The sequence below is a fragment of the Dermatobacter hominis genome (assembly GCF_020715685.1).
GTDB classification, from domain to species: domain Bacteria; phylum Actinomycetota; class Acidimicrobiia; order Acidimicrobiales; family Microtrichaceae; genus Dermatobacter; species Dermatobacter hominis.
The window spans coordinates 1497245-1523853 of the sequence record NZ_CP085840.1; the positions used below are offsets into that span (position 1 = coordinate 1497245).

Annotated in this window: 26 protein-coding genes; 9 read left to right on the forward strand and 17 right to left on the reverse strand. The window is 73.7% G+C overall.

What is annotated here, in order from left to right:
• Window positions 1–16: 16 nt before the first annotated feature.
• Both LH044_RS06960 and hpxZ read right to left on the reverse strand, forming a co-directional pair.
• A complete protein-coding gene (locus LH044_RS06960; protein WP_227759076.1) occupies window positions 17–718 on the reverse strand; it encodes a GntR family transcriptional regulator in 702 nt (233 codons plus the stop codon).
• A gap of 191 nt (window positions 719–909) precedes the next feature.
• The gene (gene hpxZ, locus LH044_RS06965; protein WP_227759077.1) at window positions 910–1356 is read right to left on the reverse strand and encodes an oxalurate catabolism protein HpxZ; all 447 of its coding nucleotides are present in this window, start codon (window positions 1354–1356) and stop codon (window positions 910–912) included.
• A 105-nt stretch (window positions 1357–1461) separates the two neighbouring features.
• Between hpxZ and LH044_RS06970 the strand changes: the two genes are divergently transcribed.
• The 6 genes from LH044_RS06970 to LH044_RS06995 all read left to right on the forward strand — a co-directional run bounded on the left by LH044_RS06970 (window position 1462) and on the right by LH044_RS06995 (window position 9253).
• Window positions 1462–2157 (forward strand): helix-turn-helix transcriptional regulator, encoded by a 696-nt coding sequence (locus LH044_RS06970; RefSeq protein ID WP_227760077.1) that lies wholly within the window; start codon window positions 1462–1464, stop codon window positions 2155–2157.
• A gap of 19 nt (window positions 2158–2176) precedes the next feature.
• On the forward strand, window positions 2177–3313 hold the full coding sequence (locus LH044_RS06975; protein WP_227759078.1) for a cysteine desulfurase family protein: 1137 nt from the start codon (window positions 2177–2179) through the stop codon (window positions 3311–3313).
• A 79-nt stretch (window positions 3314–3392) separates the two neighbouring features.
• Complete coding sequence (locus LH044_RS06980; protein ID WP_227759079.1) at window positions 3393–4037, forward strand: HAD-IA family hydrolase; 645 nt, start codon at window positions 3393–3395, stop codon at window positions 4035–4037.
• A 106-nt stretch (window positions 4038–4143) separates the two neighbouring features.
• Window positions 4144–7704 carry a S8/S53 family peptidase gene (locus LH044_RS06985; RefSeq protein WP_227759080.1) on the forward strand — a complete coding sequence of 1187 codons (3561 nt, stop codon included), beginning with the start codon at window positions 4144–4146 and terminating at the stop codon, window positions 7702–7704.
• 109 nt (window positions 7705–7813) lie between these two features.
• Window positions 7814–8278, forward strand: a complete 465-nt coding sequence (locus LH044_RS06990) for a SixA phosphatase family protein (protein WP_227759081.1) — start codon at window positions 7814–7816, stop codon at window positions 8276–8278.
• 123 nt (window positions 8279–8401) lie between these two features.
• On the forward strand, window positions 8402–9253 hold the full coding sequence (locus tag LH044_RS06995) for a hypothetical protein (RefSeq protein WP_227759082.1): 852 nt from the start codon (window positions 8402–8404) through the stop codon (window positions 9251–9253).
• 93 nt (window positions 9254–9346) lie between these two features.
• Here LH044_RS06995 and LH044_RS07000 read toward each other — a convergent pair whose 3' ends face one another.
• On the reverse strand, window positions 9347–10576 hold the full coding sequence (locus LH044_RS07000) for a saccharopine dehydrogenase family protein (RefSeq protein WP_227759083.1): 1230 nt from the start codon (window positions 10574–10576) through the stop codon (window positions 9347–9349).
• A 140-nt stretch (window positions 10577–10716) separates the two neighbouring features.
• On the opposite strand from LH044_RS07000, the gene LH044_RS07005 reads away from it, so the two are divergent.
• On the forward strand, window positions 10717–11142 hold the full coding sequence (locus LH044_RS07005) for a nuclear transport factor 2 family protein (protein WP_227759084.1): 426 nt from the start codon (window positions 10717–10719) through the stop codon (window positions 11140–11142).
• A gap of 363 nt (window positions 11143–11505) precedes the next feature.
• On the opposite strand, the gene LH044_RS07010 is transcribed toward LH044_RS07005, so the two are convergent.
• The 10 genes from LH044_RS07010 to ccmA form a co-directional block, all read right to left on the reverse strand.
• Window positions 11506–12327, reverse strand: a complete 822-nt coding sequence (locus LH044_RS07010; protein WP_227759085.1) for a hypothetical protein — start codon at window positions 12325–12327, stop codon at window positions 11506–11508.
• A 183-nt stretch (window positions 12328–12510) separates the two neighbouring features.
• Window positions 12511–13797: a tetratricopeptide repeat protein gene (locus LH044_RS07015; RefSeq protein WP_227759086.1), complete on the reverse strand. Its 1287-nt coding sequence runs from the start codon at window positions 13795–13797 to the stop codon at window positions 12511–12513.
• On the reverse strand, window positions 13794–14354 hold the full coding sequence (locus LH044_RS07020; RefSeq protein WP_227759087.1) for a cytochrome c-type biogenesis protein: 561 nt from the start codon (window positions 14352–14354) through the stop codon (window positions 13794–13796). The genes LH044_RS07015 and LH044_RS07020 overlap by 4 nt, the downstream gene beginning before the upstream one ends.
• Window positions 14351–14920, reverse strand: coding sequence for a TlpA family protein disulfide reductase (locus LH044_RS07025; RefSeq protein ID WP_227759088.1), 570 nt, complete (start codon window positions 14918–14920; stop codon window positions 14351–14353). Before LH044_RS07025 ends, LH044_RS07020 begins: the two co-directional genes overlap by 4 nt.
• Window positions 14917–17052, reverse strand: coding sequence for a heme lyase CcmF/NrfE family subunit (locus tag LH044_RS07030; RefSeq protein ID WP_227759089.1), 2136 nt, complete (start codon window positions 17050–17052; stop codon window positions 14917–14919). The genes LH044_RS07025 and LH044_RS07030 overlap by 4 nt, the downstream gene beginning before the upstream one ends.
• On the reverse strand, window positions 17049–17702 hold the full coding sequence (locus LH044_RS07035) for a cytochrome c maturation protein CcmE (RefSeq protein ID WP_227759090.1): 654 nt from the start codon (window positions 17700–17702) through the stop codon (window positions 17049–17051). The genes LH044_RS07030 and LH044_RS07035 overlap by 4 nt, the downstream gene beginning before the upstream one ends.
• Window positions 17693–17827 carry a hypothetical protein gene (locus tag LH044_RS21835; RefSeq protein WP_255626095.1) on the reverse strand — a complete coding sequence of 45 codons (135 nt, stop codon included), beginning with the start codon at window positions 17825–17827 and terminating at the stop codon, window positions 17693–17695. Before LH044_RS21835 ends, LH044_RS07035 begins: the two co-directional genes overlap by 10 nt.
• Entirely contained in the window at window positions 17824–18654 is an 831-nt protein-coding gene (gene ccsA / locus LH044_RS07040; RefSeq protein WP_227759091.1) for a cytochrome c biogenesis protein CcsA, read from the reverse strand. Before ccsA ends, LH044_RS21835 begins: the two co-directional genes overlap by 4 nt.
• 2 nt (window positions 18655–18656) lie before the next feature.
• Window positions 18657–19301, reverse strand: a complete 645-nt coding sequence (locus LH044_RS07045; protein WP_227759092.1) for a heme exporter protein CcmB — start codon at window positions 19299–19301, stop codon at window positions 18657–18659.
• An 86-nt stretch (window positions 19302–19387) separates the two neighbouring features.
• Window positions 19388–20119: a heme ABC exporter ATP-binding protein CcmA gene (gene ccmA / locus LH044_RS07050; RefSeq protein ID WP_227759093.1), complete on the reverse strand. Its 732-nt coding sequence runs from the start codon at window positions 20117–20119 to the stop codon at window positions 19388–19390.
• Between the two features lie 175 nt (window positions 20120–20294).
• Here ccmA and LH044_RS07055 point away from each other — a divergent pair, with 175 nt between their 5' ends.
• Window positions 20295–21239 (forward strand): class E sortase, encoded by a 945-nt coding sequence (locus tag LH044_RS07055; RefSeq protein WP_227759094.1) that lies wholly within the window; start codon window positions 20295–20297, stop codon window positions 21237–21239.
• Window positions 21239–21772: a septum formation family protein gene (locus tag LH044_RS07060; RefSeq protein WP_227759095.1), complete on the forward strand. Its 534-nt coding sequence runs from the start codon at window positions 21239–21241 to the stop codon at window positions 21770–21772. Before LH044_RS07055 ends, LH044_RS07060 begins: the two co-directional genes overlap by 1 nt.
• Window positions 21773–21779: 7 nt before the next feature.
• On the opposite strand, the gene ppc is transcribed toward LH044_RS07060, so the two are convergent.
• The 4 genes from ppc to LH044_RS07080 form a co-directional block, all read right to left on the reverse strand.
• A complete protein-coding gene (gene ppc / locus LH044_RS07065; protein WP_227759096.1) occupies window positions 21780–24563 on the reverse strand; it encodes a phosphoenolpyruvate carboxylase in 2784 nt (927 codons plus the stop codon).
• 104 nt (window positions 24564–24667) lie between these two features.
• On the reverse strand, window positions 24668–25441 hold the full coding sequence (locus LH044_RS07070; RefSeq protein ID WP_227759097.1) for an enoyl-CoA hydratase-related protein: 774 nt from the start codon (window positions 25439–25441) through the stop codon (window positions 24668–24670).
• Window positions 25442–25472: 31 nt separating this feature from the next.
• Entirely contained in the window at window positions 25473–25874 is a 402-nt protein-coding gene (locus LH044_RS07075; RefSeq protein WP_227759098.1) for a hypothetical protein, read from the reverse strand.
• 30 nt (window positions 25875–25904) lie between these two features.
• Window positions 25905–26588, reverse strand: a complete 684-nt coding sequence (locus tag LH044_RS07080; RefSeq protein WP_227759099.1) for a DUF5317 family protein — start codon at window positions 26586–26588, stop codon at window positions 25905–25907.
• Between the last annotated feature and the right edge of the window lie 21 nt (window positions 26589–26609).

Genomic DNA, 26609 nt, shown 5'->3' on the forward strand with positions numbered 1-26609 from the left:
GGTCCGAGCTCGGTCGTCACTGCTCCTCCGTTCCCGTCGCCATCCGGGTGATCGCCCGGGCGACCCGGTCCTCGACCACCGCGATCGAGGTGCCGATGTGCTGCGTGAAGAGCGCCTCGGCCCGGTCGGGCGCCCCTGCGAGGAGCGCCTGGATGATCGCCAGGTGCTCGTCGATCGTCGTGTCGATGCGACCGGGGACGAGGAAGTCCTGCATGCGCACCAGGCGGATGCGGTCGTTGACCTGGCGGAGCAGGTCGACAACGACCGGGTTGCCGGCCGCCTCGGCCAGCCCGAGGTGGAAGTCCTCGTCGTGGGTGACGAAGCCGGGATCCGGCTCGTGGTCGGCCTCCTCGGCGAGCGCCTGCCAGTCGGCGAGGAGGTCCTCGAGCACCGCGCGGTCGTGGGTGGTGCCGTGGGTGGCGGGCAGCTGCAGGCACGAGCGCTCGAGCAGCGCCCGGGCCTCGTAGGTGTGGCGCACCATCGAGACGTCGGGGGCGACGGGGCGGAACCCGCCGTCGCTCCAGCGGGTGACGAGGCCCTCGGCCGAGAGCCGCAGCAGCGCCTCCCGGATCGGCGTGCGGGACACGCCGGCCAGCGCCGCCAACCGCTCCTCGCCCAGGCGCACGTTCAGCGGGAACTCGCCGGCGAGCAGCCGGCGCTTCAGCTCCGCATACGCGTGGTCGGCGCGCGTGGCCCCCGACAGGACGGCGTCGGTCACCGCGTCACCGCCCCGCCGTATGCAGGTCTGTATGCAGCGCTGTACACACGCCGGGGACAGTACGGATGACCCGTTTCGGTGGATGGTCCCGACGGTTTCCGTCGCGTGAACGAACGATCACACGGTCCCCGGCGGCCGACCTCGGGCGCGCCGAGACCGCGATGGCGCGGCCCGGCGGGCCCCGGGGCGCGTCAGGCCGGGCCGCGACCCGAGAGCCAGGACACGTGCGCGCTGGCGACCCGCCACCCGTCCGCGGTGCGGATCCAGGTCTGGGACTGGCGGCCGACGGCGGCGGATCCGTGCGGCAGGAACTCCGTGTCGACCACGGCGACGTCGTCGCCGAACGTGGTGACCACCGTCCCGCGGAGGTCCCGGGGCGGGGTGGCCACGGCCTGCTCGCGGCGGTAGGCCGAGATCGCACCGTGGCCGCGGTGCGACTCGTCGATGCCGAACCGGTTGGTCAGATCGGAGTTCCAGAACAGCTCGACGAGGACGTCGACGTCGTTCGCGACGAGCGCCCGCTCGTAGCGCTCGAACGCTTCGGTGACCTCGGCGACCACCTCGGGGCGGTTCACCGCCGGCACGGCGGGCGTGCGGATCTCCGGTGCGGCGGCGGACGGCTCCTCGTGTTCCGACATGCGCCGAGTCTCGCCGACGGGCGCACCCCCGACGGACACGACGGGCGCACCGGGCCCCGCCGGGCCGCAGGACGGGCCCGCCGGTACGCTGGGGCCGTGGCAGCCATGAGCCCCACCGAGTTCGCGTCGGCCGTCACCGCCATCACCTCGGCCTTCGGCGACCCGACCCGTCGGGAGATCTACCTCTTCGCGCACTCCAACGCCGAGGGCGTCACGGCCTCCGAGGTCGCCGAGCAGTTCGCCCTCCACGCCAACGTCGCCCGCCACCACCTCGACAAGCTGGCCGCCGGCGGGTACCTCGAGATCACGACCGTGCGGGGCGCGGGTGGGGCCGGGCGGCCCTCGAAGCGGTACCGCACCGCGAGCGACGAGGTCATGCTCGACGTGCCGGTCCGCCAGGACGACGTCCTGATCGAGCTGCTCGGCCGCGCGCTCAACGAGCTCGGGCCGGAGCGGGCGTCGAAGCTCGCCGAGGAGGTCGGCGAGCAGTACGGACGGACCATGGCCGCCGCCATGGGCGACCAGACGACGCGCTCGTTCCGCTCGGCGCTGCACGCGGTCGCCGATGCCCTCTCCGCCCACGGCTTCGCCGCCCACGCCGAGAAGGAGGGCGGCGCGCTGCGGATCGTGACTGAGCACTGCCCGTTCGGCGAGGCCGCCGTGGAGCACCCGGTCATCTGCGCGGTGGACCGCGGCATGGTGAAGGGCATGCTCGGCAGCCTCTACGGCGAGACGAGCGTCGAGGTGATGTCGTCGGTCCCGGGCGGCGACGACCACTGCGTCACCTCCTTCGACGACTGAGCCCACCGCGGACCGCCCCGTGTCGCGCGCCTACCTGGACCACGCCTCCACCTCGCCGCTCCGGCCGGCCGCGGCCGCGGCGATCCGGGCGGCGCTCGACGGGCCGCCGCTCGGCGACCCCGGTCGCATCCACCACGAGGGCATGACCGCCCGCGTGGCCCTCGAGGAGGCCCGCGAGCGCGTCGCCGCCGCGTTCGGGGCGCGCGGCCGCGAGGTCGTGCTGACCTCGGGCGCCACCGAGTCGATCGCCGCTGCGTCCTTCGGCGCCCGGGCCCGGGCCGCCGACCGGGGCGACGGTCCCGGCCACGTCGTCCTGCCCGCGGTCGAGCACTCCGCCGTGCGCGAGTGGGCCGCCCGCGGACCGTCGTCGGTCGTCGGCGTCGACGCCACGGGCCGCGTCGACCCCGACGCGCTGCTCCGAGCCGTGCGACCCGACACCGCGCTCGTGCACGTCCAGTGGGGCAACCACGAGGTCGGGACCCTCCAGCCGGTGCGGCAGGTGGTCGAGGCCTGCCGGGAGCGCGGCGTGCTCGTGCACGTCGACGCCGCGCAGGCGGCCGGCCGCGTCCCCATCGACTTCGTCGACCTCGGCGCCGACCTCCTGTCGATCTCGGGCCACAAGTTCGGCGCGCCGGCCGGGACCGGGGCGCTGCTGGTCCGCCGCGGGGTGCGCGTGCCGCCGCTGCTGGTCGGCGGCGACCAGGAGCGGGCGCGCCGTGCCGGCACCGAGGACGTGGTCGGCGCCGTGGCGCTGGCCGCGGCGGCCGCCGAGGCCGTCGGCGGGCTCGACGAGGAGTCCGCGCGCTGCCGGGCCCTCACCGACCGGATCCGGGCCTGGGCCGTCGGCGCCGAGGGCCTCGACGTGGTCGGGGCGCCCGCCGACGGCGCGCTCCCCCACCTGGTGTGCCTCACGTTCGCCGACCTCGAGCCGCAGCCCGTGCTGCTCGGCCTCGACCGGGCCGGCGTGGCGGTGCACTCCGGTTCGTCCTGCTCGTCGGAGTCGCTCGAGCCGTCACCCGTGCTCGAGGCCATGGGCGTCGACGCCCACCGCTCGCTGCGGGTGTCGGTCGGCTGGTCGAGCGCCGACGCCGACGTCGACCTGCTCCTCGAGGCGCTCCCCCGCGTGCTGGCCGACCTCCGCTCGCTGCGGAGCTGACCGCTCCCGCCCGCTGCGGGTGTCGGCAGGCCGGCTGCGACCGGATGGCACGTCGCCGGCGTCGGCCAGACTGGTCGCCATGCCGGACCAGCCCAGCGCCGCCGCCGCCCGCACCGCGCCGGTCGTCATCTTCGACCTGGACGGGGTGTTCCGGCAGTGGAACGACGAGGAGCTCGACCAGGTCGAGGAGGCGTTCGGGCTGCCGCCCCGCACGATCATCACGGTCGCGTTCTCGCCGGAGCTCGGTCCGGCCGCCGTCACCGGCCGCCTCACCTTCCCGCAGTGGATGGCAGCGATCCGCGAGCGCGTGATCGGCGAGCACGGGCCCGACGTCGCCGGGGCGATCGACGAGTGGGAGGCCAACGTCGGCCGCGTCGACACCGAGATGCTGCAGCTCCTCCGGGCGGTGCGCGGCACGACGACCGTCGCCCTGCTGTCCAACGGCACCACGCGGCTGCGCCGCGACCTGCACGTCCTGGACCTCCTCGACGAGTTCGACGAGGTCTTCAACACCGCCGAGCTCGGGATCGCCAAGCCCGACCCCGACGTGTTCCGACTGGTGTGCTCGTCGCTCGGGGTCGAGCCGTCCGACGCGCTGTTCGTCGACGACCTGCCCGAGAACGTCGAGGGCGCCCGCACGGCCGGGCTGCGAGCCCACGTCCACGTGGCGCGCACCTCGACCGCCCGCTTCCTCGCGGAGCACGGGGTGCTCGCCGAGCGGTGAGCCGGCGGGCCCGGTGGGGCCCCGCCCGACGGCCGGCCACCGCCGCGGTCCGCTGAGCTACGTTCAGGCCGCGCGCCGGGGGGCTGGTGGCGCAGGAGGGGACGACATGGTGCACCGTCGTCGGTCGACGCCGTCTCGCCGGGTCCGGCGGACGTCCGCGGTCATCGCCATCACCGTCGCGGTCGCGGCGTCGTGCACCGCGGCGCCGCCGACGTCGGCCACCGGTCCGACGCCGGCGGTCCCCGACCGGCGACCGGCGGTCCTGCACGGCACGGATCCCGAGCCCCTCGACTGCGGCGCGTGGCGCTACGACGGCGTCGCCGCAGGTCCCCTGCCGGGCGAGTGGGATCCCGACGACCACCGGTTCGGCTCGTTCCGTGACGACGGCAGCGCCGCGTCACCGCACCGGCACTGCGGCCAGCTGGGCGCAGCGGTCGACCTGGCGTGGGGGGTCGACCGGGGCCGGCCCGACGTCGTCATCGCCGTGATCGACTCCGGCATCAGGTGGCGGGACGCCGGCGCGATGGCCGACCTGGCGGACCAGGCGTACCTCAACCGCGGCGAGCTGCCGGCGCCGCAGGGCGATCCCGGAGGGGCCCCGCAGGCGGTCGGCGCCGACCCGTACGACCGCGACGGCGACGGTCGCTTCACCGTGGCCGACTTCGCCGCCGATCCCCGGGTGGAGGACCGGAACGCGAACCGGCTCCTCGATCCCGAGGACCTGATCCTGACGCCGGGGTTCTCCGACGGCACCGACGACGACGGCAACGGCTACGTCGACGACATCTCGGGGTGGGACTTCCTCCACGACGACAACGACCCCCTCGACGACGTCGACTACGGCCACGGCACCGGGGAGGCCCGCGACTCCACGGCCGCGCACGACGGCCATGGCGCCGCCGGCACCTGCCCGCGGTGCCTGCACCTCCCCGTCCGGGTGTCCGACTCGTTCATCGCCGACGGCAGCCGCTTCGCGGCATCGGTCCTGTTCGCCCTGGACTCCGGCGCCGACGTCGTGCAGGAGGCGCTCGGGGCGATCAACTCCCCGCCGCAGGCGCAGGCGGCCATCGACGCCGCCTGGCGGCGCGGCGTGCCAGTCGTGGCGTCCATGGCCGACGAGCAGTCCCAGCACGCCAACCTGCCGGCCGCGCTGTCCCACACGATCCCGGTCAACTCGGTCACCGAGGGATCGGGGTTCCTCGGTGACCTGGGCGCGACGCTGACCGGGCGGCGCGACGGGTTGGCGATCAACGGGTGCACCAACACCGGCGGCATCGCGTGGGTGACCGTCCCGAGCGACGGCTGCTCGTCCGAGGCCACCGGCAACTCGGCGGGCATGGTGGGCCTCCTCGAGTCGACCGCGAGGAGCGCCGGCGTGCAGCGCCACCCCGCCCTGGTCGCTGCGGGCGTGACCGGCGCGGACGCGAACGTCCTGAGCGCAGCGGAGGTCGCGCAGGTGCTCCGCGCCACCGCCGACGACGTCGACCTCTCCACCCCCAACGTCCACGACCCGGCGAACGAGGACGTCGACGACCTCGGCCAGCGCCGCTTCCCCACGTCGCGGGGCTGGGACGCCACGACGGGGTACGGCCGGATCAACGCGTACGAGGCCGTCCGCGCCGTGCAGCTCGGTGCCATCCCGCCCGAGGCCGACCTGACCGGACCGGCGCGCTTCGGGCTGCTGCCCACGTCGGGCACCGTCGCCGTCACCGGGCGGGTCGCCGCGGTCAGGTCGCCGTCGTTCTCCTACAGGGTGGAGTGGGCGACCGGACTGCAGCCCCCGCCGTGGCCGGGCCGGGACGAGTGGCACGTCGTCGGCTCGGGGACGGGGCTCACCGCCCCGCTCGACGGCGACCTGGGGGAGCTCGACCTCGCGGCGGTGGCCGCCGCGCTGCCCGACGGCGGTCGGGGCACCCCGACGACGGCGGTCGGCACGCCGGATCCCGACCGGTTCACGGTCCGGCTGCGCGTCGTCGTGACCGATGCCGACGGACGGGTCGGGATCGACCACCGCCACGTCGTCGTGCACGACGACCCCGACCGCATCCCGACGCCCGAGGTCCCGGGGGCCGGTGCGGCGAGCCCGGCGTTCGCCGATCTGGACGGCGACGGCGCCCACGAGCTGCTCGTGGCGACCGACGACGGGCTGGTCCACGCCCTCCGCTCGCCGGACGCCGCCGAGCGGGAGCTCCCGGGGTGGCCCGTCAGCACCGGCGCGGCGCCGTACTGGCACCCCGGGTCGCCCACCGCCGGCGCCGACGCGATCGCCGAGCCGGCGCGCGCGTCCGGCATCGGCGCCCCGGCGGTCGCCGACCTCGACGGCGACCGCGCCCCGGAGGTGGTCGTCGCGGACCTCGAGGGCGGCGTGCACGTGTACGGGGCCGACGGCCGCACGAAGGCCACGATGCGCAGCGACCCCCGGTTCAGCAGGGGCGAACGCACCGACGAGCGCAACCGGATGAAGCCAGGGTTCGTCGGCGGCGCCGCGCTCGGCGACCTCGACGGCGACGGAGGGCTCGACGTGGTCGCCGCGGCCATGGACCGCCACGTCTACGCGTGGCACGCCGACGGCACGCCGCTCGAGGGGTTCCCCGTGCTCGTCGTCGACCCGGCGCAGGTCGCGGCGATCGATGCCGACTCGCACGCGGTCTCGTTCCGGGACCCGGAGGCGACCGGCCAGGGCGGCGAGATCGTGGTGACGCCGGCCCTCGGGGACCTGGACGGCGACGGCCGGCCCGAGGTCGTGGTCGGCACGCAGGAGCAGTACGACGAGCGGCCGGCCGCCTTCCCCGGACTCGGCCTGCCCGGCCGGAGCGGCAACACGCGGCTGTTCGCCATCTCCCCCGACGGCACCTCGGCCACCTCGGGAACCCCCTTCCTGCCCGGCTGGCCCGTCGCCCTGCCGATGTTCCTGACCAGCGTGCTCCCGACGATCGGCGACGGGGTCGCCGCCCAAGCGGCCATCGGGGACGTGGACGGCGACGGCGGACCCGAGGTCGTCGCCTCGTCGGTGAGCGGCCAGACGATGGTGCTCGACGCCGACGGGCGGACGCCCTACGGCCGCCCGTTCGGCGTGCAGGTCGCGCTCGGCTGGCTCGGCGCGGTCGGTCCCGGCACCAACAGCGCGGACACCGCAGCGCTGACCAGCGCGTTCGGTGGCCCGGCGATCGGCCGGCTCGGCTCCCCCGTCGGGCTCGACGTCGCCGCGCCCACCACCGGGGCGGGGCGCGCCATCGACACGCTGCTGTCGAACGACCAGGCGGGCGATCCGCAGCTCACCGCGTGGTCGGGCGTGGACGGATCGGTGCGCAACGGCTTCCCCCGGGTCACGGCCGACGTCGCGTTCTTCGTCACGCCGGCGATCGCCGACGTCGACGGGGACGGCGGCAACGAGGTGGTCGCCGCCAACGGCGTCCAGATGCTCGACGCCGTCGACGGCGACGGCGTCCCCGCCCGCGGGTGGCCGAAGGTGACCGGCGGATGGGCCGTCGGCACCCCGGGGTTCGGGGACTGGGACGGCGACGGCCGGGCCGAGGTGGCGATCACGCGCCGGGACGGCCACCTCTTGGTGTGGCAGCTGCCCACCGAGGCCGCGGCGATCGGCGACTGGACCCGCTTCGGCGCCAACGACCGCAACGACGGGTCGGTCGGCCCTCCCGGGCCCTGACCCGTCGGGCACGGGGCCGACCGGCACGGGCCCGCCGGTGCCGGGGACCTCGCGCTGACGGTTACCGTGGCCGGATGCACGCGACCGCGATCGCACGGCACCGGCCCCGATGACGCTCTACCTCGTCCGCCACGGGTCGGCCGGCGTCCGCGACGACCGCGACCCGCACGACGCCGACCGCCCGCTCGACGAGACCGGCCACCTCCAGGCCGAGCGCCTGGCCGACTGGCTGCGACACGAGTCCCCGACCGCCGTGCTCAGCAGCCCGCTGCTCCGGTGCCGCCAGACGGTCGAGCCGCTGGCGAAGGTCATGGGCCTCGACGTGGTGGTCGAGGACGACCTCGCCGAGGGCACCTCGATCGACGACGCGTGGGGGCTCGTCGAGCGCCTGGCCGGCAGCTCGGCGGTGCTGTGCAGCCATGGCGACGTGATCCCCGAGGTGATCAGCCGGGCGCAGCGCCGGGGCATGGTCGTCCCCGGCAAGAGCGGCTGCGCCAAGGGCTCGGTCTGGACGCTGCGCCACTGGGACGGCGACACCTTCGCGACCGGCATCTACACGCCCGTCCGCGTCTAATCCGACGGCGAGGCCGGAGGACCCGATCGAGACATCGGGCACATCTCCTTGCCCATGGGTTACGCTGCCGTGGTTCGGCCGGGGGGTCGACTGGGGTTGACCTGGGAGGGTCTCATGAAGCGGATGACCGCTGTCGGCGCGCTGGTGGTCGCGCTCTCGCTCGTGGCTGCTGCCTGCACCATCGGGGGTCCTGCCCCGACGGACTGGAAGGTCAAGCCCGGAACCATCAAGGTCGTCGACGGCGAGGACAACGACGTCGGCGACGAGCCGTACGTGATCCAGGTCGGGTTCCGTTCGAAGCTCGGCGTGGCCGGCTCGTCGGCCGCCCAGATCTCGTCGCAGTGCTACGCCGGCGCCCTGCCGGCGCCCGACGCCGCTCCCGACGGGACGACGCTCGCCGTCCCGGCCGGCTCCGCCGACGTCACGTTCCCCGAGGCCCAGAACCTCGACATCGGCGACGTGCTGCTCGGCACGGCCCCGCTCGAGATCTTCGGCACGCTGACGTTCGCCATGGAGCGCGACGGCATCTTCAGCGGCTGCGCCATCTCCGACGCCCTGGGCTCGGCGCTGGTCCCGGTCCTGAACGATGCGCTGAACCTGTTGATCGCCGGCTCCGCGGTGCCGCCGACCCAGGAGCAGCTGATCGACCTGATCGTGGCCAACCTCGGCAACTTCCTCAACGCCGTCGGCGGCTTCCTCGCCGCCTTCATCGAGGGTCTCGGCAACCCCGACGACATCGTCGGCGTCGGCGTCCAGATCCTGCTGCCGACCGCCGGGGCGTTCACGGACCTGCTGAACACGGCGTTCGCCATCGGCGGGATCTTCCAGCCCGGCCTCGAGCAGGGCTTCATCCCGATCTCGGGCCTGCCGAGCTCGGTGAAGATCAAGGTGGGCTCGCTCGTGCCGTCGAACGCCACGTTCGACTTCCAGAGCGACGCCGCCCACTACGTGTACTCGAGCACGATCGGGCACTGACCCGCCCGGCTGCGAACGGATCCGCCTTCGGAGGGAGGCTGGGGGGAAGGACGTCCGATCGACGTCGCACGCCTGTGGGCCGAGGGGGCGATCTCAGCCCCCAGGCGTGCGCTCCTCCATCCCCCACGGGGATCCGTACTCGCCGCCCAGCAGGTCGAGGAACGGCACCGGCGGCAGCGCCTCGGGCCCGACGACGCCCGCGCCGCTCCAGCGGCCCGACTCGATGAGCTCGCAGGCCACGACCGGCCCGACGGCCGTCTGCCAGACGACCGCCTGCGCGCCGTCCCGCGCCATCGTCTCGGCGTTGTCGACGACGTGGTAGAGGTACACCTCCCGCGGGCCCGTGGCCGCACCCGTGGCGTCGCGTCCGACGCCGGTGACCCACGTCCCGGCGCACGTCCTCCCCTCGATGCGGTCACCGAGGGAGGCGGGGTCGGGCAGGCACGCCGCCACGACGTCGCGCGGTGAGACCTGCTGGCCCCGGACGGTGACGGGCTCGACGCCGTCGAGGCCGAGCTTGTGGAGCGTCTCGAGGACCTGGATGAACTCGTCGCCGAGGCCGTACTTGAACGTCACGCGGTCGCAGTCGATCCAGCGCGGGACCAGGAGCACCTCCTCGTGCTCGACGTTCACGCACTCGACGTCGCCGATCCCGCCCGGGAACCGGAACACCTCCGGCTCGGAGAACGGCGGCGTGGTGTACCAACCGCGGTCCCGCTCCCACACGACCGGTGGGTTCAGGCACTCCTCGATGACGGTCCAGATCGAGAACGTCGGCGCGAAGTCGTAGCCGCGCACGACCATGTCGGCGCCGTCACGGATCCCGACCTCGTCGATCGAGCTGAACAGCTCGTCGGCGGCGTAGCGGGCGAAGACGTCCGCGATGCCGGGCTCGACGCCCATGCCGCACACCGCGAGCAGGCCTCGCTCCGTCCACTCGTCGGCCTTCTCGAACTGGCGGTCGCCGAGCTTCACGCCGGTCAGCTCGTGGGGCCGGTCCGGGTGCGGCTCCGAGATGGACATGGCCATGTCCATGTAGTTCGAGCCGGCCGCGAACGCCCCGTCGAAGATCGGCATGACGAACCGAGGGTCGGCTGCGTTCATCACCAGGTCGGCACCGGCGGCCGTGGCCGCCGCCGTGATCGACGCCGCATCGGACGCGTCCAGGGTCGTGGCGGTGAACCGGTCGTCGCGGGCGGCGGACCGCTCGGCCTTGGCGGGGTCGATGTCGCCGACCACGATCGACTCCACGAACTCGCGACGTGCCGCGATCGCGCAGAACGCGTCGCCCACGCCGCCGGCGCCTACCAGCAGGATCCTCATGGGCGGAGGCTACTGACGGGCTCGACGGATCGGATGCGATGGCCAGCGGGGCGGTCGGCCCGGGCGGTCACCCTCGCCGCTCGCAGCCCGGCCATCGGATCCATCGAGACCGAGGACGGGTCGCGACCTACGCTCGACCCATGGCCGGCGACCTGCGCAGCACGAGCGACCAACCGCACGAGTCGGATGTGGCGACCGTGCACGCGATCTACGCGGCCATGGCCGCCCGGGACCTCGAGCAGCTCCCGCTGCTCCTCGACGAGCACGTCGTCATCACCCAGGATCCCGCACTGCCGTGGGGCGGACGGTTCGAGGGCCACGACGGCTTCCTCGACTTCGCCGCCGCCCTGACCGGGACGATCACCTCACAGGTCGAGATCGACAGCATCTTCGCCGCCGACGGCGACGTCATCCAGGTGGGCCGCACGGTCGGCACGGTGAACGCCACGGGGTCGGCGTTCGCCATCGCGGAGGTCCACCGTTGGACCGTGGTCGGCGGCAAGGCGGTCCGGGCGCACTTCTCGATCGACACTCCGGCGATGCTCCTCGCGCTGACGCCGGACTGAGCTCGAGCCGCTGGATCAGCCCGCGAGCTGCCGGCGCGCCCGGCGCCGAACCTGTTGTCGCCCCCTGCGGCCGCCCACTAGCGTCAGCGACGGCGGCTCGGCGACCGACCGACAGCTGGCAGTGGGGGTCGGTGCTGCCTCGACGGTTCGGAGGGGAACCATGGGACGAGTGCCCCGGCGTCGATCGACGCTGATGCTCTGCGCAGTGCTGACGTTCGTGGCGCTGGCGGCCGCATGCGCCCAGAGCCCGCCGCAGACGGCAAGGGCGACGGAGGTGTCGCCCCAGGCGGCGGTCGTCCAAGCGGCTGCCGTCTCGTCGTCGGTCCTCTACACGTGCTCCGGGTCGACGAACGACCAGGCCGCCTACACCGGCGCTCCGGGCAACGGCGTCCAGTCCTCGGCGCAGGTGCTCGCGCTGCTGGCGTCGACGATCCCGAACTTCCAGGCGAACCCGACGCTGGCGATCACCATCGTCTCCACGGTCCCGGCGTCCGCGCCGGCCGGGACGCCGTACAGCACCCAGTTCGACTTCTCCGCGGTGCTGCCGGCCGCGCTGGTCTCGGGTGCGCAGGCGCTCGGGCTGGGTTCGGTCACGGCGAAGGACGCGACGTTCAGGATCGGCGTCACGGGTGGCACACCGACGACCCTGTCGAGCTTCGTCGCCTCCCAGTCGGTGCCGCTCGTCGCCGGCGCGACCATCTCCCACGCCGTCACCGGTTCCGTGACCGGGGCCGGCGCCGTGGTCACGTACCAGCCGGGTGTCGTGACCTTGGGCCTGGCCCTCGACGTGAACGTGCTCCTGACCCACATCGGCACGATCTCGGTCACGTGTTCGCCGGCCCCGCAGGTCCTCGCGAGCACGACGATCGGAGCCGGTGGCTCGACGACGACCACCACCACGGTGCCGACGACGACCAGCACGACCGCCCCCACGACGTCGACCACCGCGAGCACCACGACCACGACGGCGCCGACCACCACCACGTCGACCACCCCGAGCACCACGACCACCACCACGGTGCCGACGACGAGCACCACCGCCAGCACGACGACGACGGCGCCGACGACCACCACCACGTCGACCACCCCGAGCACCACGACCACCACGACGGCGCCGACGACGAGCACCACCGCCAGCACGACCACGACGACGAGCACCACCGTCCCGACGGTGACGACGACCACGGTGCGCGACCGCCCTCCCCACCACAAGCCCCACCACCGGCCGCGAGGACACGCATGGGGCTGGTGGCGGAACTTCCTGCGGCAGTGCCAGTTCCGGTGAGGTCTCGCGTCCGGCGGCGGAGCGAGTCGATCTCCCGGGACAGGCCGGCGGTCGCTCGCTGACCCCGGGCGGCGCGCCTCAGGTCAGCCGCCGCCGGCGTTGGGGATGGTCGGGGCACCGGGCACGGTCGACACCGACGCCGGAGGTCGCGTCGTGGGCGTCGACTCGTGGGCGCCGGAGGAGGGGTCGCCGGGCAGGGTCGTCGCCGACGCGCCCCCGGTCCGGGCCCGCTGGATCGCGACCCGCATGTCCTCAGGCGGGCCGATCAGGAACGCCGCCGTGGGACGGGCCATGCCGTCGAGGCGGTCGAGCAGGGCGCTGGCCTCGTCGAGCCGTCCCTCGGTGAGGTCGAGCGAGGCCTGCAGCAGCAGCCCGTTCGGGTCCTGGGGGTCGATCGCCAGGATGCGTTCGGCCAGCGAACGGGCCTCGACGAGGTCGGCGTCGGCCGTGCCCCCGACGGTGAGCGCCTTCGAGAGGAGCGCGTCCACCGAGCTGGGGTCCGCCGCGATCACGCCGTCGAGGCAGCCGCCGAGCGCATCGAGGAAGGCCTGGTCGATGGCGCTGCTGCCGTCGCTCCCCTCGGCCGCCCGCTGCCAGCACGAGTACACCGCGGGGTCGATCAGGTTGAAGTAGATCGTCCGCTCGAGGCCCTCCTGCTGGAGCACCTGCACGGCCACGGTCGGCGGGTCGTTGCGGTAGAAGCGGTCGATCTCGGACGCCGCGGCGAGGAAGCTCTCGCGCGCGGTGGCGGCGTCGCCCTTGGCCGAGGCGGCCTCGCCCGCCCGCGACAGCAGGATGGCTCGGAAGACCCGGGCGTCGGGGTAGTCGGGGTCGAGGTCGACGACCCGTGCCAGGTTGGCGGCGCCCTTCTCCACCTGGTCGTCCCGGATGTACGCCCAGCCCTGGTACGTCAGCGCGTCCAGGTTCTCGGGCGACCCCTCGAGGATGTCGGCGTAGCAGTCGATGCCCTCGGCCGGCTTCTGGAACGACAGCGTCTGGCACGAGGCCAGCCGCTGCCGGACGGTGTCGTCGTTCCCGGTGATCGTGCCCGAGCCGCGCTGGCCCGAGGACCGCGCCACGAGCAGCCCGGCCACCACCGCCACCGCGAGGACCGCCACGACGACGAGGGCCGTGCGGCCGACGTTGCGCTCGGGGCGGCTGCGCTCGGCGAGCTCCCGGTGCTGCTCGATCGCCCGGATCACCTCGGCGGCGCGGGCGGTGTAGTCGTCCTTCAGCTCGGCGTAGTCGTGGTCGTCGAGGTCGCCGGCGTCGTGCTCCCGCTCCAGATCCTCGAGCGACGACAGCAGGTGGTCCCGCTCCTCCTCGAGCTCGGCCAGGCGGTCGGGGTCGAGGCGCGTGGCGGTGCTCACGGTCCCCCGGCCGGGGTGCCGGGGTCCGTCGCGCCGCCCTGGCCGGGGTGCCGGTCGGCGAGCGCGTCGGCCACGAGCGCCAGGTCGTCGTCGGTCGCGTGGTGCTCCTCGCGCTCGCGGCGCCACCGCCGGAACGTGCCGGCGAGCAGCAGCACCGCAGCGGCGACCACCACCACCGGGACGATCCACACCAGGCCGCCGATCCCCGTGGCCGGGGGCGTGAGCAGGACCTCCTGGCCGTAGCTGCTGGCGAAGAAGTTCAGGATCTCGTCGTCGGTGTCGCCCTGCTGCATGCGGTCCCGGATCTCCTGCCGGAACTGCACCGCCATCGGCGACTGCGACGCGGCGATCGACTCGCCCACGCACTGCAGGCACTTCAGCCGTCCGGCGATCGAGAAGAGGCGCTCGTCGGAGGCGCCGGTCTTGGGCGGTGAGCCGGCGCCGACCACGATCGCCACGACGACGATGACGCCCATCAGCGCCCACCACCACCACTGCTGGCGCACCCGGCGGCCGAGGGGTCGTCCGGCGGTCGACGGCGCGGCGACGGCGCTCACGAGCCGCTCCCCGCCGCGGCGCCCGAACCGGTCCCCTCGGCGATCCGCCGCTCGATCGCCGCGACCTCGCCCTCGTCGATGCCGCCGACCAGCTTCTGCACCACCGTGCCGTCGGGGGCGATCAGGTAGGACTCGGGCAGCTTGATGAGGCCGTAGTCGATCGACGCGTCGTCCGTGTCGGACACCAGCACCGGCCAGTCCCCGCCCCTCTTCTCGAAGAAGTCGACGACGTTGTCCGCGGTGTCGCCCGAGGCCACGCTCACCACCTGCAGGCTGCCCTGGGTCTGCTCGGACAGCTGGACGAGCAGCGGGTGCTCGGCGACGCACGGCGGGCACCAGGTGGCGAAGAAGTTGACGAGCACCCACTGCCCGCGGTGCTGGTCGAGGTCGAAGGCCTGGCCGTCGGCCGTCGAGCCGGCGAGCGCCGGAGCGAGCTTGCCGACGAGCGGGCTCGACGCCGACTCGGCCGGGTCCTCGCCCTTGGGGCTGAACGCGAAGAGGGCGATCAGGGCGGCGAGCGCCACACCGACGATGCCGGCGATGACCGCGGCGCGGTGCTGCCTCACGCCCGCACCTCCTCGGGTTCGGGGTCGACGTCGGGATCCCGGCCGCCCTCCGACCCGTCGCCACCCATGTCGTCGCCACCCGGGCCGTCGCCGCCCGGGCCGTCGTCGCTCGCCGCCGCAGCGGTGCTGCGGTCGGGCACCGCGGCCGCGTCACCGGTCTCGTCGTCGTTCGGCGGGCCGCCGGAGGCGCCGGCGGGGATCGGCGCCGACACCGGGTCCAGCGGGTTGCGGCGCCGACGCCCGGGGAACAGGGCCAGCAGCGTCCCCAGCACCATCACGATGCCGCCCACCCACAGCCAGATGATGAGCGGCTGGACGATCACGCGGAGGCCGATGGCGCCGCCCTCGGCCGATGGGGCCTTGGTGAGCGCGAGGTACACGTCGTTCGTGGGCCCCACGCGGACCGACGGGGTGCCGATCGTCTGCCCGTCGACCCGGTACTTGTGGAGGCGGGGCTCGAACACCCGGTCCTCGTCGACGCGCACCCGGGCGATGAGCTCCACCCGGTTCGCCGTCTCGACGGTCTTCGAGCCGAGGTACTCGACGGTGTGGCCGGCGACCGTGGCGGTCCTGCCCTCCTCGAGCTGGAACTCCGCCTGGCGCACGTAGCTCATCGAGGCGGCGAACGCGACGCCGACGAGGATGGCGCCGAGGTGCACGACCATCCCTCCGTTGGCCCGGCCCACCAGGCCCCGCCACCCCTGGCGGCGGGTCGCGAGGAACAGCTGGCGGATGGCCGAACCCGCGGCGAAGCCGCCGAGGCCGAACGCCACGAGCGCGGCCCAGCCGGTCGCCCCGACGGCGACGGCGAACACCACGGTGGCCACGCCGGCCCACGCCGGCCACCAGAGGCGGTCCCGGAGCAGCTCGCCGGTCCCCTTCCGCCATGGCAGCACCGGCGCGATGCCCATCAGGAACAGCAGGAGGAACCCGATCGGCATCGTCATGCGGCTGAAGTAGGGCACGCCGACCGAGAGCCGGTCGTCGTTGATCGCCTCGACGATCAGCGGGAACACCGTGCCGAGCAGCACGACGAACGCGAACGCGGCGAACACCACGTTGTTGGCGAGGAACGCGCCCTCGCGCGAGACCGCCGAATCGATCCGTCCCGGGGATCTCAGCCGGTCGCCGCGCCAGCCGATGAGCCCGACCGACACCGCCACGACGACCGCGAAGAACCCGAGCAGCAGGGGCCCGACGGTCCCGTTGGAGAACGCGTGCACCGACTCGACCACGCCGGAGCGGGTCAGGAACGTGCCGAGGATCGTCAGCGAGAAGGTGGCGCAGAGGAGCGACAGGTTCCACACGCGCAGCATCCCGCGCCGCTCCTGGACCATCACCGAGTGGATGTAGGCCGTCGCCGTCAGCCACGGCAGCAACGACGCGTTCTCGACCGGGTCCCACTTCCAGTAGCCGCCCCAGCCGAGGACCTCGTAGCTCCACCACGCACCGAGCACGATCCCGGCGGTGAGGAACATCCAGGCGAAGAGAGTCCAGCGTCGGGTCTCGACGAGCCACCCCTCCCCGACGCGGCCGGTCACGAGCGCGGCGATCGCGAACGCGAACGGCACCGTGAAGCCGACGTAGCCCAGGTAGAGCATCGGCGGGTGGAACGCCATGAGGATGTGGTTCTGCAGCAGCGGGTTCGGCCCCGGCCCGTCGTAGCCCGGCGGCGGGGTGACGCCGTGGAACGGGTTCGTGGCGGTGAGCATCAGCCCGAAGAAGAACACCGCCACGGCGAACATGACGATCAGCGCCCACGCGACGAGCGGATCGCTCAGCCGGCGCCGGAACTTGTTCGCGACGGCGAACGTGTAGCCGGCCAGCACCAGGCCCCAGAGGAGGATCGAGCCCTCCAGCGCCGACCACAGCGTCGCCACGTTGAACAGCGGCGGGGTGCGCGACGAGCCGTGGTCGAACACGTACTGCACCGTGTAGTCACGGGTGATCAGCGCCCGCTCCATGGCGAAGAACGCCAGCAGCGCGCCGCCGAGGACGACGCCCGCGTAGGAGCGACCCATCCGCAGGAGCGACGGGCGCTTCGTGCGGAGGCCGACGGCGAGGACGCAGATGCCGAGCAGGGCACCGCCGAACCCGACGATGACCCCGGCGAGTCCGAGGGCCCGGTTCACCCGGAGGCACCCCCCAGCGCAGGCCCCTCCTCGTCGGCGCCGGGCGCCGTCGTCGTGCTGGCACCGGTCTGCTCCGCGTCGCGCTCGGCCTCGCGGACCCGATCCTCGTTCTCCTCGTCGTACGAGGCGTCGTGGCGGATCAGGATCGTGTCGCTGCGGAACGTGTCGCCGTCGAGCTCGCCCTCGAGCACCACGGGGATCTTCGGACCGAACAGCTCGGGCGGATCGCCCACGTGCTGGACGGGGATCTCCTCGCCCTTGAACCGGAGCACGAACGCAACGCCGTCGTCGGTCCTGCGCACCGAGCCGTCGACGACGTTGCCCTGCACGCGGATCCGCTGGCCCTGCAGCGAGTCACGCTGCGCCGCCACCTCGTCGACGTTGTAGAAGAACGTCGACGCGTCCCGGAGCCCGTTGAACAGCACGAGGCCGAGGCCGATGACGATGACGGCCACCGCGCCCACCGCGACGTAGGTGCGGGTGCGGGACCCGCTGCGCCCGGTCGGCGCAGACCCGGGCCCGGTGCGGGGCGTGACGTCGAGCCGGTCGGCGTCGGGGGTGCTGGCGACCGGACCGTCCTCGAGGGGGAGGGCGTCGGCCGACTCGGGGTCGTCCTGGAGCGAGGGGTCGGGGCGGTCGGTCACAGCCACCGCCGCTCGTCGGGTGGCACGACCTTCGAGAGCTTGCGGCCGCGGCGCACGACCCAGAGCGAGTAGAGACCGACGGCGGCGAACGTGGCGATCCACGCGATGGCGATGTAGGCGGCGTCGCTCATGCCGCACCTCCCGGTCCGTCGAGCGATCCCAGCGGGGCGCCGGTCCCCGGTCCGGCCGCACGCTCGGCACGGCGCTCGGCGATGGCGGCGTCGACGCCCACGTCGGCGGCCCGCTCGGCCAGCCACGCTACGCGGAAGCGGTGGATCAGCAGCCAGGCGAAGAGGACCAGGAAGACGACGAGCCCCAGGTAGGCGGTGAAGAGCTGCAGGCCCTTCATGTCGGGGTCGACGGTGCCGAAGATCGTCTTCTCCTGGTGCAGGCCCCGCCACCAGTCGACGGCCTTGTGGGTGATCGGGATGTTGATCACCGCCATGATCCCGATGACGGCGCTGATCGTGCCCCGGGTGCGGGTGTCGTTCGGGATCTGCCGCACGGCGAGGTAGCCGACGTAGGTCAGCATCAGGACCGCGGTCGTGGTCAGGCGGGGCTCCCAGCGCCAGAAGACGCCCCACGTGATCTTCCCCCAGAGCATCCCGTTGAGGATCGTGAGGGCGAAGAAGAGCACGCCGAGCTCGGCCGACGACGCTGCGAGCAGGTCCCAGAACTCGGTCCGCTTCCACAGGTACATGACCGACGCGACCGCGGTGATCACGAACGCCAGGTACGCGGTCGAGACCGTCGGCACGTGCATGTAGAGGATGCGGATGGTCTCGCCCAGCTCGGCGTCGGGCTCGGTGAGCACGAGGCCGAACAGGACCAGGGCGGCGATGCCGACCAGGCTGATGGCGCCGAGCACCCGGGTGGCGCGCGAGCCCGTGCTGAGCGGGCCGGCGGCCGGTGCCGGGTCGCCCGGGGCCACGGCCGTGGCGGCGCTCTGGTTCTCCACTGTCATGCGTCCTCCAGGAGCGGGCGGAAGAGAAGCGCTCCAAGTGTCAGGTAGACCGCTGCAAAGATGCCCAACAGGGCGACCCAGGGCCAGCCGGGACCAGCTTCGCGCCCCAGGGCCACTTCGAATCCGCGGGTCGCGGAGATGAGCACAGGGGCCAGGAGCGGCAGCAGGAGCAGCGGGAGCAACGTCGATCCGCTGCGCAGACGGGCGGCCAGCGCCCCGTACACGGCCCCCGACCCGGCGATGCCGAGGGTGGCGACGAGCGCCACGCCGACGATCAGGACCGGGCCGCTGAAGGCGGTGTCGTAGAAGACCGCGACGGCGACAGCGAGGACGGCCTCGACGGCCAGCAGCTGCACGGTGAGGGCGGCGACCTTGCCCCCGTAGATCGCGGCCGGCGCCATGCCCGAGAGGCGCAGGGCGTCGAAGATCCCGTCCGACGCCTCGATCGAGAACGCCCGCTCGATCGTCAGGACCGACGAGAACAGGACCACGACCCAGAAGAGGCCCGATGTGACCCGATCGAGCACGCCCCGGTCGGGGTCGAGAGCGAACGCGAACAGCAGGACCACCAGCAGCGAGAACGGCAGGACCTGGCCGATCCCGACCTTGGACCGCCACTCCAGCCGCAGGTCCTTCCTCATGACGAGCAGCGCCTCACGCACCGGTCGGCCTCGCTCCGGTGGGTGACCGATGACCGGCGCCGCCGCGCCTCATGACGAGCAGCGCCTCACGCACCGGTCGACCTCTCCACCTTCTGTGATGCCAGATGCGTCGATGTGGACGTCTCTGGCATCACAGAACGGTCGGTCGGCGGGGCGGCCGGAGCGGCGACCGTGCCCCCGACCACCTCGACGGTCCGGTCGGCGACGTCGCCCGCCCGGTCGAGCTCGTGGGAGGCGAACAGCACGGTGGCGCCGACCGAGGCGGCCTCCCGCACCAGGCCGTCGACGATGTCCCGGCCGCTCGCGTCCAGGCCGGCGTGGGGCTCGTCCAGCAGCCAGAGCTCGGGGCGCCGGGCCACCATGGCCGCGAAGGACACGCGGCGCCGCTGCCCGGCCGACAGTGCGTGCACCGGGAGGTCGTACAGGCGCGCCGCCACCTCGAGGCGATCGAGCGCACGGCGGCCGTCGGCCACCTCGGCCCCTGCGGCCCGGGCCCAGAAGTCGACGTTCTCGGTGACGGTGAGGTCCTCGTAGAGGAACGTCGCGTGGCCGAGCAGGCCCACCCGGCGGCGGACGCCGGCACGGTGGCGGACCAGGTCCACCCCCAGCACCTCGGCGACCCCGGAGGACACGGCGGCCAGGCCGGCGCAGACGCGCAGGAGCGTCGTCTTCCCGGCGCCGTTGGGCCCCCGCAGCAGCACGACCTCGCCCCGCGCCACGTCCAGGTCGACCCCGGCCAGGGCGGGGAACCGGCCCAGCAGGGTGACGGCGTCGCGGAGGTGGACTGCGTGCTCCAAGGACTGTGCTCCGGGACGGGCTTCCGGGACGGACGTTCCGGACGAGGGGCTCCGGGCGACCGGTGCGGGACGGCGTCCCGCAGGCCGCGAACGACGTGGGAGCGCCGTTCTGGGGACCGGTCAACGGTACCGGTTGCGCGGGGGCGGGGGCCAAGCGCCGGTACCGTGGGTGACCGTGCTGTCGAAGGTCCTGGGGTTCGTCGGGCGGGCGTTCATCATCGTCGGTCTGTTCATCCTGGGCTTCGTCGCGTTCCAGCTCTGGGGCACCTCGATCGAGGAGGGCCGCAACCAGTCCGAGCTGACCGACCGGCTGGCCACCTCGGTCGAGGACACCGCCGACGTGTCGGAGTCCGACGACGCCGGCGAGCTGGCCGACGCCCTGGCGAAGGCGCTCGAGGACCAGGACCCCGCCACGGCCCCCGCCACCCCGGCCCCCGCCGAGGGCGAGCCGGTCGGCATCATCGAGATCCCGAAGATCGGCCTGGAGCGCGTCATCGTGCAGGGCGTCACCAAGGCGGACCTCAAGAAGGGCCCCGGCCACTACCCCGGCACGCCGCTGCCCGGTCAGGCCGGCAACGCCGGCATCGCCGGTCACCGCACCACGTACGGCGCGCCGTTCAACCGCATCGACGAGCTGGTGCCGGGCGACGAGATCACGATCACCACGCCCCAGGGCCGCTTCCTCTACAAGGTGATCAAGGCCCCAGACTCCGACGCCGCCCCGTACATCGTGAAGCCGTCCGACGTGTCGGTGCTCGAGGACAAGGGCGACAACCGGATCACGTTGACCGCGTGCCACCCCGAGTACTCCGCCCGGGAGCGCATCATCGTCAACGCCGTGCTGTCGGCGCCGCCGGCGCCCACGTCGCCGCCGTCCAAGGCGGTCGAGAAGGCGGTCGCGGCATCGGACAACGCGCTCGACGAGGGCATGGCCGGCGACGACTCGGCGCTGCTGCCCGCCGCGCTGCTCGCCCTCGCCGCGCTGGCGGTCGGCCTGCTCGCGTGGTTCGTCGGGAAGCGGTGGAAGCGGTGGCCGATGTGGCTGCTCGGCACCCCGTTGGTCCTCGCCCTCGTCTGGTCGAGCTACGTGCACCTGGACCGGTACCTCCCCTCGCTGTGATGGCACTGCGCCGGACGGCCGTCGCCGTGCTCGCCCTGCTCCTCGCCGGTGCCACCGCCTCGTGCTCGGACGACGCCACCGAGGCCGGGGCGACGACGACCACGACCGTCGCCACCACGACGACGGTCGGCCTGCCCGCCGGCGCCGAGGCCGTGGGCCTGCGCGAGCTCGACGTCGGCCAGTGCTTCGAGCAGCCGCGGGACGACCCGGGCGCCGAGGACCGCGCCGTCTGGCTGGTCGGCTGCGCGGACCCGCACACGCACGAGGTCTACGCCGTCGTCACCTACGAAGGCGACACCGTCAAGGGCGGCGGCTACCCGGGCACCACCGTCGTCCAGGACTGGGCGGAGCAGACCTGCTACGCCCAGTTCGAGGGCTTCGTCGGGCGCGCCTGGACCACGTCGTCGTTCGACATCGAGACCTGGTGGCCGTCCGAGGAGTCGTGGGGCCGCAGCGACCGCAAGGTCATCTGCACCGTGTACCCGTCGAGCGGCGGCCGCACGACGGGCAGCGCACGCGGCAGCGACGCCTGATCCGACCTCAGCCCGAGTTGCGCAGGGCGGTGGCGATCCCGTTGATCGTCAGGTGGATGCCCCGCTGCACCAGCGGGTCGTCGTCGCCGGCCCGGCGACGCCGCAGGAGCTGCACCTGGAGGTGGTGCAGCGGTTCCAGGTACGGGAACCGGTGGCGGACGCTGCGCTCCAGGCGGGGGTTGTCGGCGAGCAGGCCGTCGCGCCCGGTGATCGACAGGACCGCCCGCACGGCGCGGTCGTGCTCCGCGGCGACCCGGTCGAACAGCGCTGCGGCCCGGTCGGCCTCGGGGTCGAGCGACATGTACTCCGCAGCGATGCCCAGGTCGGACTTGGCGAGCACCATGGCCATGTTCGACACGACGGTGCGGAAGGCGCCCCACGACTCGTGGAGGCGGCGGAGCCGGTCGAGGCGCGCCGGGTCGTCGCCGATCCACTCGGCCAGCGCGCTGCCCGCGCCGTACCAGCCGGGCAGGTTCAGCCGGCACTGGCTCCAGCTGAACACCCACGGGATGGCCCGGAGGTCCTCGATCCGGTCCGACGCCTTCCGGGACGCAGGTCGGCTCCCGATGTTGAGGTCCGCGATCTCGACGAGCGGCGTGACCGCCCGGAACCAGCCGACGAAGCCCTCCGTGCCGAACACCAGGTCGCGGTACGCCGCCCGGGCCAGGGCCGACAGCTCGTCCAGGTCGGCGTACGCGGACGGGGCGTCGTCGGCCAGCCCCTCGAGGTCGAGGGCGCTCGCCTCGAGCGTCGCGGCCACGAGCGACTCCAGGTGCTCGCCGGCCATCTGCGGGTCCGAGTAGCGGGCCGCGATGATCTCGCCCTGCTCGGTGATCCGGATCGCGCCGTCGACGCTGCCCGGCGGCTGCGCCAGCACGGCGTCGTAGCTCGGGCCGCCTCCTCGACCCACGGTCCCGCCCCGGCCGTGGAACAGCCGGAGCCGCACCCCGGCGGCCCGGGCGACCCGGACGAGGTCGACCCCGGCCCGGTAGAGGCTCCAGTTCGAGGCGAGGTACCCGCCGTCCTTGTTCGAGTCCGAGTACCCGAGCATGACCTCCTGGGTGCCGCCGCGGCCCTGGACCCACGCGCGGTAGCGGTCGTCGCCGAGCACCGCCGTCATCGTCGCCCCCGAGCGGGCCAGGTCGTCGATCGTCTCGAACAGCGGCACGATGTCGAGGTCGAGGCGGTCGGGCCCGGCCAGGCCGACCTCCCGCAGGAGGACCGCCACCTCGAGCACGTCGCTCACGGACCCGCAGCCCGAGATGACGTAGTGCGGCAGCACCTCGGGACCGACGCTGCGGACGGCGTCGGCCGCGGCCCGGAGGATCGCCAGCTCGCCGGCGGCGAGCTCCGACAGCGGTCGGTGCGGTCCGACCAGCGGCCGTGCGGTCCGGAGCTCGCCCCGCAGCAGGTCGATCCGGTCCACCTCGTCGAGCGCGGCGTAGTCGTCGCACGCACCGCCGACGAGGAGCAGCTCGGCGACGACCTGCTCGTGGACGCTGGCGTTCTGGCGGAGGTCGAGGGCGCAGAGGTGGAAGCCGAAGGCGGCCACCCCGCCACGGACGCGGCGCAGCCGGGCGTCGGCCAGGGCACCGGCGCCGTGGCCCCGCAGCGACGCGTCCACGACGTCGAGGTCGGAGAGCAGCTCGGCGGGTCGGACGTAGGGCGGCAGGTCGGCGTGCGGTGCGGTCCACGGCACCCGGCCGAGCAGCGAGGTGGCCGTCGCGGCGAGTCGGGCGTACATCCCGCGCAGCGCCCGCCGGTACGGCTCGTCCTGGCGGAACGGCGAGTCGTCCATCGAGGCGTCCGCCAGGTCGAGCAGCATCGGGCTCGGCGTCACGAGCCGGGTCGACATCGACAGCTCCAGGCCCAGGCGCTCGAGCTGCCGGAGGTGGTGCTCGAGCACCGTCGACACCTGGCGCTCGACCGCGTACGAGAACAGATCCGCCGTGACGAACGGGTTGCCGTCGCGGTCGCCGCCGATCCACGACCCCATCCGGACGGCGTCGACCTCGATGCCCGCCATCGCCTCGGGCCAGCGCGCCACGAGGCGATCCTCGAGCCGGCGGTGCACGCCGGGCACCTCGTGGAACAGCGACAGGTCGTAGTAGCGGAGCGACTCGTTGATCTCGTCCCGGACGCGCAGCTTCGTGAGCCGCAGGAGCGCGGTCTGCCACAGGAGCAGGACCTGGCGGTGCAGCTCCGCCTCCCACTCCTCCCGGTCGACGACGCCGACGTCGAGGTCGAGGAGCGGCCGGACGCGCAGCGAGGCGTCCACGTCGCGCTGGACCTCGAGCACGGTCTTGCGCCGCACCTCGGTCGGGTGCGCCGTCAGGACCGGCGACACCTGCAGCCGCTCGACCAGCGACCGGATCGACGACGGGTCGAGCCCGCTGGCCGCCAGGTGCTCGACCGCGCCCGCCAGGCTCGCGGGCGGCGGCGTCGGCGAGCGCGCCGCCTCGCGGCGCCGACGGCTCGCGTCGACGTCCTCCGCGATGTTGGCGAGCAGCGAGAACTGGCTGAAGGCCCGGATCACGATGAGCGCGGTGGCCACGTCGCACCCGCCGAGCAGCGCCACGAGGTCGGGACGGGTGCCGGGCTCCCGCGCCACCTGCACCGACAGCCGGCGCACCCCCTCGACGAGGTCGAGCGTCGCCTCGCCGTGCTGCTCGGCGATGACCCGGCCGAGCACGGTGCCGAGCAGGCGGATGTCGTCGCGCAGCTCCCGCTCGCCCTCGTCGCGATCCGGAGGTGCGGCGGCGGAGGAGCCCGCGGCTCCGAGGTCGACCACGCCCCCATGCAACACGCCGGCGGCGCCGCGTGCGTTTCGTCCCGGTGAACTCCCCCGGGCGGCTCGGCCGGCGATCGGCGCGCCGCCCGCTCAGCCGCCCCGGCTCACCTGCCGCGGAAGGCGGGCGACCGGCGCTCGCCGAACGCCCGGCGGCCCTCGACGAGGTCGTCGGACGCCCAGGCCGCCTCGAACGCGGCGAGGTACCGGCCGTCGGCGTCGACCTCTCCCCCGGGCCGCTCGAGCAGGTCGAGCCCGAGCTTCGAGCCCGACAAGGCGAGCGGCGCCAGGTGCGAGATGCGCTCGGCCAGCTCGTCGGCCGCAGCGAGCACGGACGCGCCCGGGCCGCCGTCACCCGGCTCGACCAGCTGGTGCACCAACCCGACCCGGTGGGCCTCGGCCGCCGTGACCGGTTCCGCCGTGAGCAGCATCCAGCGAGCCGTCGAGTGCCCGGCCAGCAGCGCCAGGCGCTGCACGGTCCAGTGGTCGACCATCAGGCCGAGCTTGGCGACGGGCACCGCGAAGCGTGCGTCGGGTGTGGCCAGGCGCAGGTCGCAGCTCAGCGCGATCTGGGTGCCCAGCCCCATGCAGGCGCCGGCGATGGCGGCGACGGTCGGGAACGGCAGCGCGGCGAGGTCGTCCAGGGCGGCGCGGAGGGCGCGCGTGAACGCGAGGTCCTCGAGCTCCTTGAGGTCCGCGCCGGCGCAGAACTGGTCGTCGTCGCCGGTGACGACGAGGGCGCGCAGTTCGGCCGCCGCAGCGCGGCGGACGCCGTCGTGCAGCTCGTCGAGCGCCTGGTGGTTCAGCGCGTTGCGGCGCTCGGGACGGGAGATGCGCAGGCGCGCCACCGCGCCGTCCTGCGAGTACGAGACGATCGTCATCGGGTCGTGGTGATCGGTCGGCCGTGGTGGATCAGGACGGCCAGCCCGGCTTCCAGATCATCAGGTACAGCGCGATCACCAGGCAGATGTGCAGGCCGCCGGTGAGGCCGGGGACGATCGAGCGGTTGTCGTTCTCGTACGCCCGGGCCACCAGGAACTGCAACACGATGGCGACGATCACCACGAGGAAGGCGATCGACACCCACGTCTGGCTGAACTTGAACACCTCGTCGCTCGTCAGGATCAGGCCGATCCCTGCGAGGAGCAGGATGATCAGCGACGGGAGCTGGATGACCTTGTTGGCCTTGCCCAGGGTGGCGTTGTCGGCGCCGCCCCGGACGAGCATCGGCTGGACGAAGTTGCCGCCGAACGCGACGACCGCCGCCAGTACGTGGATGAGGAGGAGGATCCGGAAGCCCGTGGTGTCGACCATGGGCCTCGAAGCTAGTTCGCCTCGCGACGCTCAACGGCGACGCCGGCCACCGCTGCCGCTGCCCATGCGCGACGGGTGGAGGCCGGGGCCCCGCCTCGGTGCCGGTCCCCTCCCGAGCGCGTCGAGCGCCGAGCGGTAGTCGCCCGAGCCACCCCGGCCCTGGCGGTTCGTGCCGCTCGGCCGACCGACCTCGTAGCGCCGGAGGATGCTGGCCACGACCAGCGCGAGCCCGATCAGGACGAGCACGTCGCCGATCGAGATGACCTGGCCCCACGGCAGCGGGATCACGTCGCCGAGGAAGCCGAACAGCGCACCGCTCGCCGCCTCGCGGCCGCCGGTGAGCACCAGCTCGTCGACCTGCGCCTCGCTGACGATGCCGGCCGACGCCAGCGCGGACGTGCTGACCGGCATGCCCCAGTTGATGACCGTGACGAAGAGGTTGAGACCGAGGCCCACGACCACGAGGACCATCCCGCCGATGCGGACGTTGACCACGGCGAAGGCCAGCAGCGCACCCGTCGCGAGGATCGACAGGAACGTCATGATCGCCCCGGACCACGGCAGCACGTCGAGCAGGACGTTCAGCACGACGCCGGCGACCAGCGCCTCCCACAGCGGGGGGACCCACGCGAGGAGGTTCGAGATGCGGCCGCCCCAGTACAGCCCGAGGCCCACGCCGATGCCGATCGCCAGCAGGGTGGGGAGCAGTGCCACCGTCGGAAACTAGCGTGAGCA